Source organism: Rathayibacter sp. AY1D9, from assembly GCF_002932395.1.
GTDB lineage: Bacteria > Actinomycetota > Actinomycetes > Actinomycetales > Microbacteriaceae > Rathayibacter.
The window spans coordinates 1-9,138 of record NZ_PSVQ01000062.1 but is presented as its reverse complement, the minus strand read 5'-3'; the positions used below and the strand labels follow the sequence as shown (position 1 = coordinate 9,138).

Here is a 9,138-nt window from a genome sequence, read left to right as displayed (position 1 = left end):
GCCGGTGGGGTCGGACCGAGCGGGCGACGTCGGAGAAGACGATCCTCACCGCCCTGGCCTACCTCACCCTGCACACCGGCAAGCGCACCGTCGCCGCGTACTGGCGGGCCTTTTCCCACTGCCGCGCCAGGCGCTCGGCGGCCTCGTCGCGGGCGCGGGGCCGGCGGTGGCCGCGGCCGGTGTTCTTCGTGCGGTAGTGCTCCATCCCGGGCGCGGTCCGCGCGGCGTGCTCCACGTCGGTCAGGGACCATCCCGCGTGTGCGGCGGAGAGCAGGCACATAAACGCGGTCCACGACGGATTCGCGCCGCCTCCGGCCGTGGCCATGTGAGCGGCGCCGGCAGCGCTCAGCGTTCGGTGCGTGTGGTGCGCGGTGCCGGTGGGTACTGGGGGAGTGGCGTCGACGCGCAGCGGCGGCCGGGACTCTTCCAGGGCGTCCGTCACGGCCTCGAGCGCGGCGGCGGTGACGGTCATGTCCAGCAGCTCCTCTGCGCGGCCGCGGAGGACGCTCGAGAAGCTGCCGTCGCGGTGCGGAGACAGCGGCGGACGGGCGGCGCCGGTGCGCGGGTTGCGGAGCATCCCGTGATCCAGGGTGCGGAAGTTCGCTCGAGCGGCGATCGCCAACCGGGCCACCAGCTCGGCCGAGGCGCCTTCCGCGAGAGCAACCCACAGGTGGCGGCCTCCGGTGCCGGAGGACTGGCAGACGACGTGAGCGACCTGGTGCGCGTCGAGGACGGCGGAGAGGGCGTCGCAGTCGTCTGCGGCCTGCTCCATGAGGTCGGCGTCGACGCCGCGGGAGTCCTTGCCGTCGAAGTCGAAGCACAGCAGTCGGAACGCTCCGGCGTCGTCGGTGAGGTAGATCGCCCACGGGGCGATCGGAGCGACGGCGGAGACGGGAAACGCGGCCGGATAAGCGTTCTCATCCAGGCGCCCGTAGGCGTCCGGGCGCATCGTGCGCACCGCGGCACGGGGGCTCAGTCTGCGCGTCAACGCCCATGGCCCCGAGAAGGAGTCGACTCGGGCATTTTGGGCGTGCGAAGACGCAGCGGTATGGCTTACGATGAGGTCACTTCTCCTCCCTCGGGTGGGGATGGATAAGGCCCGGCCTGAGAAACCGGTCCTGATCAACTGCTTCACACCTGTCGCCCTGGTAAGCCTTGGTGTGAAGCGAGAGCTTCTAGGCCCGTCGCGTAAGCGGCGGGCCTAATGCGTTAAGTGGTGGTGATCGGCGGCTCCGATCGAGACGCGGTGACCCGCGGGAGCGCGCCGTACTTCGCGAGCAGCTCGCTGTAGAGCATGTCGACGTAGAGCGAGACGGTCACGCCGCTGGCGGCGGCAGCCTCGGAGACGGCATCACGGTTGGTGGGCAGCACGCGGGCGTTGAGTTGCACCGCCGCCGCTCCATCGTTCCGTCGTCTTCTTCCCATGCGGCTCATCATGGTGTGAGTGCTAGCAGTATTCGGGGAGTGGTGCGGCGTGTCGAGTGTCATGGTCGTGGTCGCTGTCCCCTCTGCCTGCATCCAACGTGGGTGAGGCTGCCCGCTGGTCTGCGGCACTCTCGACCTCTGACTAACGTAATCGATACTTCACCGTAGCCGTTAACACCTGTCAGCCGGCCGCGGGGCGAGCGATGCTGGCGATTGCGTTAGAGACGGCCGTCATGTGGCGGGCGCCGTCCGAAGCGACCGTGTTGGTGAGGTAGGCCACGACGAGCTGCGTGTCCGGGTCGGCCCAGGCGACGCAGACGTTGGACCCGTTGTGTCCGAACGTTCGCGGGCCGGCGACCGATCCGAGCGGCGGGTAGAGGTTGGGGGTGCGACCGCCGAGCTGGAATCCGTGCGCCCAGAGGATCGGCGTGTGGGCGAAGCCGTCGACGTCGGCCTCGGTGGAGCTGGCGATCGTCGCCTGCGACAGGATCTCCGGCGAGACAACCTGCGCGCCATCGCGGCCGCGGCCATCGTTGAGCAGCATTTCGTAGAACCTGGCGACGTCGCGAGCGGTCGTTGAGATTCCGGCGCTCGGGATCACGGCCGTGCGAACAGCCCGGCTGTTCAATGCCCCCGTGGCGAGAGGTACGGAGCTGCGGATGGGGACGCATCGGGAGAGGTCGTGTTCAGCGACGCCCAGCATGGTGTTGGTGGCGCCGAGCGGAGTGAGCAGCACGTCGTCCATGACGTCGCGGAGAGGACGCCTGGTCACTCGTTGGATCACCTCGCCCAGGATGAAGCCGTAGGTGAACACCTGGTACGAGGGAACGGCGCCCGGCACCGTCCTGAGGCGAGCGCTCTCGAGGTTTCGGATCGAGCTGCGCCAGTCGGTCATCGCCAGGGCATCCCCGATCAGTCCGCGCGAGGTCGAGAACCCCGCACGATGGTGGAGGACCTGACGGAGAGTGATCGATCCTTTCCCGTGACGAGCGAACTCCGGCCAGTAGTAAGACACTGCGGCGTCGATGTCGAGGAGCCCGTCTGCGGCCAACTGGTGCACGAGGATGCTCAGGTAGGGCTTACTGACTGACCAGGACCAGAAGAGTCCATCGGGTCCGTACCCCTGGGAGTGGTCGAGAAGGACGTCACCGCCCCTGAGGACGACGAGCTGCGCGGCCCCTCCTCGCTGACGGACGAGGTTGACCACGGGGGACAGTGACTGATCCACCCACACCCCCGGTTCTCGGCCCGGAACTGGTCGGGGCCTGCTGAAACTAACAGTGCTCTCTACGAGCGGCTACCGTGGTCAGCATGGCTGCGAGAACAGGTAACGGCGCGTCCGAGTATTCGATGCGCGTTCACGCAGCGATCAAGACCTTGATGGCCAGAGCCGGTCTTTCGAACGTCGACTTCGCGACGCGCACGGGAATGACGCTGACCTACTTCTACGCGCGGATGCGCGGCGACGCGATGTTCGACACGAACGATCTGGAGCGCTTCGCGCAGGTTCTGGGAGTCAAGGTCGCCACCATCTTCACGATGGCGGAGGAGTTCGGCGAGCCCACCGCGGACGTTGACGAGGTGGTCGTGCTCACGAACGGTGTCGAGTTCGCCCGACGCCTGAGCGTCCTCCTCCCGGCCGGCACGAGTGCGAGTGATGACGTCGCGGGCATCCCGGCGGCACGGCTGTCCGAGATGCTCGGCGCCACCGCGCGGTTCGGCGTGACTCGGAGCGAGCTCACTCGCCTCACCACTCACTTCCAGGTCCCTGAGGCGTTCTTGACGGAGCTGACGACCTCGGAGGACACCGCAATGATCGAAGCTGACCTCGAGCTGCGCCGAGCGCTCGCATCCAAGGGTGTCGAGCCGCTGGCGGCCCGGTCCCTCGGGGGAAACCTTTCCCCTGCTGCCATCCGCGGCATCGCCGCGTCGATCCGCGAGCTACGCGAATAGTGGCTGTATCTGGGAGGGGGAACTGTGGACGATCCGTAGCTCGTAACTGAGCAGATTCGCCAGACCGCCGAACGCGCCTTCAAGGAAATTTTCACTGAGAATTACCCCGGTGAACTGTCGACCGAAGAAGCCATCATCCGTCGCGCTCAAGAAGTGCTTGGTGCTGATATTGAGGTGTATCAGGGCGGAGACGAGTCGTGGGAGAACTATCTCGCCCTGACTCTTACCGAGACAATCGCCGCGCTGCTTCCTACCAAGTACATGATCCTCATCCGCAGCGACAAGAAAGCCTACTATCGGCTGTTCAATGTGTTCCACGAACTGGCTCACATCCTGCTGGGGCATCCTCCGAGTGAAGTCGAACTCCCTCACGGTCTTAGCCTCGACAGCATGGGGCTGACGAGCGCAACGAACGCGGTACGTCACGCTAAGCAGTTTGTTTTCGATGGCGACGATTCCTCTCGGACGCATCGGATCCGCGAGGGCGAAGCTGAAGAATTCGCGCGCCTCATGGTGTCGCTCGTCATGTACCCGCGATACCGGTCGGGTGAGAGGAAGTTCGGCTAAGTGAGTCCGATCGAGAGCTTCTTCTTCACCGCCTCCTTCCTCGCCGTCACCGCCTACTTCTTGGGCTGGTTCATCGCCATCCTCGCCCGCCGACGTCCGCCGACCCGCCCATGGGTGGCGGCAGGCTTCGGGTCGGTGGGGCTGCTCGCACTGGGCGGCTTCCCGTGGCTGACGCTCGATGAGGCAGACAGCCTGTTCGGAGGAACGAACGTCTACTACTGCGTGATGCTCGTCGCCGCCGGCACGGCGATGTGGCTTCTCGTGGAGGCCGTGATCGACGTCGGCCGAGTGCGCCTCTGGTCGGTCGTCCTGCTCGTGGCGTGGATCGCCGCGTACGTGGCCGCGTTCATCGCAATCGACCGCCCGGCCACCTCGCCCAAGTTCTCGCATGAAGAAGTCGATCAGCTCCCGATGATTCTGTGTAGCGGGATCTACTTCCTCGGGCTGATGGTGCTGTTCGTGCGACTGATCGTGAAAGTCGCGAGCTTCCCCCGTCGCGCGTACTGGCCGTTCACTGTCGGCGGCGCGCTCATCATCGCCGGAGCCGCGGGCGAACTGGCCGGAATGCTGGTAGCGCGATACGTCCCCGACTCCGGGGCGATAACGACTGTCCTCTATCTCGCCTTCACCCCGGGATTCTTCGGCGGGATCCTGCTCTTCACCGCCGGCCTGTGCAGCTTCCCCGCTCGGCGTACGATTAGGGACGTCGCCGTCGACCTGAGCTCCCGAAAGCTCGTCACGATGCTGGCAGAGCGAGAAATCGCCGCCCCGCCCGTCTCATATGTGAGAGAAGGAACCGCGAGCGAGAAGAAGCTCGTGCGACTGATGACGCTACAGGTGCGCGTCACCGACGCGGTGATGGTCGGTGCGATGAAATTGAGCAACAACGAGAACGGTGTCGTTCGTCGCGCAGAGCGACTGATCGACGGTGAATTGCTAGCAGCAGGTATGGGATGGAACGAATGAACAAGTTGATCGTTGGAGCAGCAGCAGCAGGAGGCGTCGCCGTGGCCGGCGCTATCGGCTCGATCTTCGCCGCTCGCCAGGTCGTGCTTCCCGTCGATCCGCCTCAGATCCCGATCCTGCGCCAGGACGGCAAGACGATGACGCTGGCCGTCGACGGCAAGACCATCTCCCCCGGCATCCTCGGAATCTTCCGCACCGACCGCACCGGTCACGCGACACTCAGCCGCCCGATCCACACCGACCCGGTGACCGGTGCGACCACCCGGCGCATCGAGTCGACCTGGGGCGCGAGCTTCGCCGGAGAAAAGGCCGTCATCTGCGAGGGCGACGTCTTCGCCGGACCGGAGGCGGTCGACCCTGACTTCGTGGAGGTCCCGGTCCCCGGGCCTCTAGGTGACTGCCCCGCCTGGCAGTTCGGGCCGGACGAGAACCCGGAGGGCACGTGGGCGATCCACGTGCACGGGATCCGCACCAAGCGGATCCACGCGCTGCGCAGCGTACCGGCGATGACCGCGCTCGGCTACACGTCCCTCGTCGTCTCCTTCCGCGGCGACGGCGACGGCCCCGCGGTGCCTCACAGCGCGTCCATGCTCGGTCAGCGCGAGTGGGCCGACGTCGCCGCGGCGATCGACTACGCAGCCGCCCACGGCGCACGGAAGATCGTCCTCATCGGCTGGTCCCTCGGTGGCGGTGTGGCGCTGCTCGCAGCGGAGCGCACGAGCCGCCGCGACCTGCTCTCCGGCCTCGTCCTCGTCGGGCCGGCGCTGAACTGGAAGACGGCGATCGAGCAAGGCGCCGTCGAGATGGGATTGCCTCGCCAGGTCGCGATCCTCGGCCTCGTGGGCCTGCGCAGCAAGCTCGCGAGCCGCCTCGTCGGTCTCCCGGAGCCGGTGGACTTCGACGCGCTGGACTGGGTGCGCGAGCCGCGAGCCGCCGCCCTGGGCTGCCCGATCCTCCTGTTCCACTCGGCCGGCGACACGACCCTGCCGATGGATGTCTCCCAGCGGTTCGCGAAGCTGAATGCGCCGGCGGTGGAAGTGGTCGAGACCGCAGCGACCGCCCATAACACGGAGTACAACGTCGACCCGGAGGTCTTCGACTCGACCATCGCTCGGTGGATTTCTGAGCACCAGTAACGAAACCGCTAGCACTGACATAGTGTTAACGCCATGGAAGCCCTTCCTGGCGTATCGCGAGCGGACCGTGCACTCACCGACGATGGCCGCACCGCTGATCGACGGTGGTCGGCCGTTGTCCACTTCTTCCACCTGGGCAACAGCCACCCCGTCGACTGCGCATGCCAGCGGTGCGTGGCGACTCGCGAGCCGTCCATGGCCGATGAGGAGCTGGACGCGCGAACAGGGCTGGTGCGGCACTACCCGGTAGTGGAAATCGAGCAAGCCGCCGATGACGCGATCCTGCGGGCGGTGGCCTTGGAGACGTACTGGTTCGGCCGAGACGTCATCGCCGCCGGCTACGGGCTTCGCGCCGCGGAACGGTTCGAGGACGTCGCGGTGACCTCTCCTGACGGGGATCAGTTCGGCGTCGAAGGATGGCTCGCGGGGGATGCCTTCGAGCTCCAGTTCGCGACAGGGCTACGGGCAGTCGCGGACGAGAGCAAACTCTTGGCCCACCGCTGCGTGGCGCTTCTTGAGCGCATCCCAGCAGGTACAGGGAACGCCGCGTGCGTCAGATAGCCCGCGGCGGCTCCGCGAGGTCGATCTGGCCCTTCTGATATGCCCGACTGACCTCGTGCAGGCGGTCGATCGCGTCCCAGTCGACCTTGTACGTCACGGTCTTGCGGTGTCGAACACCCGGCGCGGGCCTTCCCACGATCGCGCCTGCCTCCTCGAGGAGGTTGAGGTGGCCGAAGAGGGTCACCTTGTTACGGGCCTCGGGAACCGCCTCGAGAATCTCCGACACCGTGGCCCCGTGAAGGCGCGCCGTCTCCTGCGACAGGAAGTGCAGCACGCGATTGCCGATTTCACTGGTCGTGGCACGCATGTGCATCACCTCCCTGGACGGCGGAGGGATCGGAGACGACATGAGTTCCATTGTGGCGCACTGGCCGTTTCCCCTTCACGCACGGGAGCCCGGTCGGCTTGAACCAAGCACACTCATAAAGCTACCTAAGTTTACGTTACAGGAAACCAAAAAAACCTTATAGTGGTCGTAGCGCGCAACCGGGACGACCGGTTGCGGCACGAGCCATAGGGGACACACATGAGGACGCCGAGTAAGGCAGCGCTGGTCGTCGCGTTCGCGCTCATCACCACCGGCTGCAGCAGCTCGAGCACCGATGCCGCGTCACCCTCCACCGAGTCGGCAGCTTCCGAGACGCGCTCCGCTGAGGCATCGACCTCACCCGAGACGGCGCCGGCCGAGAGCACACCTCCGGCCGCCGCCGAACTCTCCGACGTCGAGCCGCAGCCGGAGCCGACTGTCGAGGGCGACACCGTGGCGATCGCGGTGGCAGCGACTACCGCCTTCTGCCGACCCGCCCTGGACTACGACACCTGGATTGCTGAGCTGTACCCGTTCCTCAGCCAGCAGGCCGCGGTGGCGTACGAGACCGTCGACCCCGCGAACGTGCCTTGCACGACCGTCACCGGCGCAGCGTCGGTCCGGGATGGGGACGGCGCCTTCACGATGCGGATCCTGGTTCCCACGGATGCGGGGGAGTACTCCGTGTACGTCCACCGCACCGTCGAGACCGGTCCGTGGGCTGTCGAGCAGATCACCCCCCTGGCGTCGGAGTAGCCCGGTGGCGAAGGGGGGAATGGGGGTTCTCGCGGCGGTCCTGGCACCGCTTCTCGCGATCGCACTGCTGCTCTGGCTGCTGTTCTTCGGCGCCGCTGAGGACGCGGCCGCAGCATGCCTGCCGGGCGGCGGACCGGTGAACGTCTCCGCGATCCCCGCGGACGCGAAGGTCGGCGCCTACGGACACGACCAGCTCGTGAACGCTGCACTCATCGTCAACGCGGGCGCCGCGAAGGGCCTCGGCGCCGATGGGCAGACGCTGGGCGTGCAGACGGCGATCGGGGAGTCCTCGCTGGTGAACATCAGCTACGGGGACGGTGCGATCAACCCGGACGGGTCGGTCGCGGACTCGATCGGCCTCTTCCAGCAGCAGTGGAGCTGGGGCACCGTCGAGCAGCGCATGGACCCGACGACCTCGGCCGGCTTCTTCTACGACCGCCTCGTGGCCGTCGAGGGATGGCAGGCGATGGAGCCCTCCATCGCGATCAACAAGGTGCAGCGCAACGCCGACCCGAACCACTACACGAAGTACCGCGCGGACGCCGTGGCGATCATGACCTACCTGGGCAGCCTCGGCAGCAGCACGACCGCTCCCACGACGTCGGCGGCGCCGGTGAGTGTCCCGTCGACGCCGATCGGCACCGCGCCCGCATCACCGGCGCCGGTCGGTGGATGCGTCGCCGTGTCCGGTGACACGAAGGCCCTCGCGACGAACCTCGTTGCGGCGATGGACGCCGGGGACCTGACCCTTCTCGAGGACCGGTACGCGCAGCAGATCCGCGACATGGCCGCCGGGACTCCGAAGGAGAACTGCGCGATCGACGTCCGGATCCTCCAGATCATCACGATCGCGCTGAACACGTTTGGGAAGGTCGGCGTCTCCGACCTCAACCGCCAGTGCACTGGATCGCTCCTCGGGGCCGGCACCGGCTCCTCGCACTGGATGAACGGCGGCGGCAACGCCGTGGACTTCTACAGCTTCGCCGGCACCGCCACGACCGGCTGCGACCCCAACGCCCTCCAGCTCCTCGACGTCCTCGACCCGCAGGTGCCGCAGGGCTCCCGCGCTGGCCAGATCCAGTGCCGCTCGACCACGTATCAACACATCACCCAGTTCGGTGACACCCCGAACCACCTGCACTTCGACGTCGCCTACGCCGACGGCCCCCTCACCACCGGATAACCGGACCCTTTCGACGTCGCACCCGCGGCGCCGATCACCCCGCACCACCCAACACAGAAAACGGAGCACACACCATGTCTGTCCTCATCTCGGCAGCGGCCGACATCCTCACCACCGCGGGCGCACTCGGCGCCGTCGTGCCCGACCCGGGCCCCGGCGGCATGCCCCCCGGATTCGAGGCCTTCACCACCGTCATGGGCTGGGCCAAGTGGGTCGGCCTCGGCGTCGCCGTCGTCGGCCTGATCATCCTCGGCGTCACCATGACCGTCTCCGCCCGCCGCGGC

General features: G+C 67.0%; 12 protein-coding genes. 8 read left to right on the top strand and 4 right to left on the bottom strand.

What is annotated here, in order from left to right; genetic code table 11:
• Window positions 1-58 precede the first annotated feature (58 nt).
• The 3 genes from C5C50_RS16285 to C5C50_RS16275 all read right to left on the bottom strand — a co-directional run bounded on the left by C5C50_RS16285 (window position 59) and on the right by C5C50_RS16275 (window position 2,632).
• The gene (locus tag C5C50_RS16285; protein ID WP_104273931.1) at window positions 59-958 is read right to left on the bottom strand and encodes a hypothetical protein; all 900 of its coding nucleotides are present in this window, start codon (window positions 956-958) and stop codon (window positions 59-61) included.
• 251 nt (window positions 959-1,209) lie between these two features.
• Window positions 1,210-1,389 carry a hypothetical protein gene (locus C5C50_RS16280; RefSeq protein ID WP_104224217.1) on the bottom strand — a complete coding sequence of 60 codons (180 nt, stop codon included), beginning with the start codon at window positions 1,387-1,389 and terminating at the stop codon, window positions 1,210-1,212.
• A 217-nt stretch (window positions 1,390-1,606) separates the two neighbouring features.
• Complete coding sequence (locus tag C5C50_RS16275) at window positions 1,607-2,632, bottom strand: serine hydrolase (protein ID WP_181133961.1); 1,026 nt, start codon at window positions 2,630-2,632, stop codon at window positions 1,607-1,609.
• A 104-nt stretch (window positions 2,633-2,736) separates the two neighbouring features.
• Here C5C50_RS16275 and C5C50_RS16270 point away from each other — a divergent pair, with 104 nt between their 5' ends.
• The 5 genes from C5C50_RS16270 to C5C50_RS16250 all read left to right on the top strand — a co-directional run bounded on the left by C5C50_RS16270 (window position 2,737) and on the right by C5C50_RS16250 (window position 6,608).
• Window positions 2,737-3,378, top strand: coding sequence for a helix-turn-helix domain-containing protein (locus tag C5C50_RS16270; protein WP_146078848.1), 642 nt, complete (start codon window positions 2,737-2,739; stop codon window positions 3,376-3,378).
• A gap of 153 nt (window positions 3,379-3,531) precedes the next feature.
• On the top strand, window positions 3,532-3,945 hold the full coding sequence (locus C5C50_RS16265) for an ImmA/IrrE family metallo-endopeptidase (protein WP_146085929.1): 414 nt from the start codon (window positions 3,532-3,534) through the stop codon (window positions 3,943-3,945).
• Window positions 3,946-4,911: a hypothetical protein gene (locus C5C50_RS16260; RefSeq protein ID WP_104273928.1), complete on the top strand. Its 966-nt coding sequence runs from the start codon at window positions 3,946-3,948 to the stop codon at window positions 4,909-4,911. It begins immediately after the preceding gene.
• Window positions 4,908-6,047, top strand: a complete 1,140-nt coding sequence (locus C5C50_RS16255) for a S9 family peptidase (protein ID WP_181133960.1) — start codon at window positions 4,908-4,910, stop codon at window positions 6,045-6,047. Before C5C50_RS16260 ends, C5C50_RS16255 begins: the two co-directional genes overlap by 4 nt.
• Window positions 6,048-6,080: 33 nt before the next feature.
• Entirely contained in the window at window positions 6,081-6,608 is a 528-nt protein-coding gene (locus C5C50_RS16250; protein ID WP_104224223.1) for a hypothetical protein, read from the top strand.
• On the opposite strand, the gene C5C50_RS16245 is transcribed toward C5C50_RS16250, so the two are convergent.
• Complete coding sequence (locus C5C50_RS16245) at window positions 6,601-6,915, bottom strand: hypothetical protein (protein WP_146078849.1); 315 nt, start codon at window positions 6,913-6,915, stop codon at window positions 6,601-6,603. The genes C5C50_RS16250 and C5C50_RS16245 overlap by 8 nt on opposite strands.
• Window positions 6,916-7,134: 219 nt before the next feature.
• Between C5C50_RS16245 and C5C50_RS16240 the strand changes: the two genes are divergently transcribed.
• From C5C50_RS16240 to C5C50_RS16230, 3 genes are all read left to right on the top strand, one after another.
• Window positions 7,135-7,671, top strand: coding sequence for a hypothetical protein (locus C5C50_RS16240; protein WP_104273926.1), 537 nt, complete (start codon window positions 7,135-7,137; stop codon window positions 7,669-7,671).
• 4 nt (window positions 7,672-7,675) lie between these two features.
• Window positions 7,676-8,854 (top strand): hypothetical protein, encoded by a 1,179-nt coding sequence (locus tag C5C50_RS16235; protein WP_146085928.1) that lies wholly within the window; start codon window positions 7,676-7,678, stop codon window positions 8,852-8,854.
• Between the two features lie 74 nt (window positions 8,855-8,928).
• The coding region (locus C5C50_RS16230) for a hypothetical protein (RefSeq protein WP_104273924.1) at window positions 8,929-9,138 on the top strand (210 nt) is incomplete at its 3' end.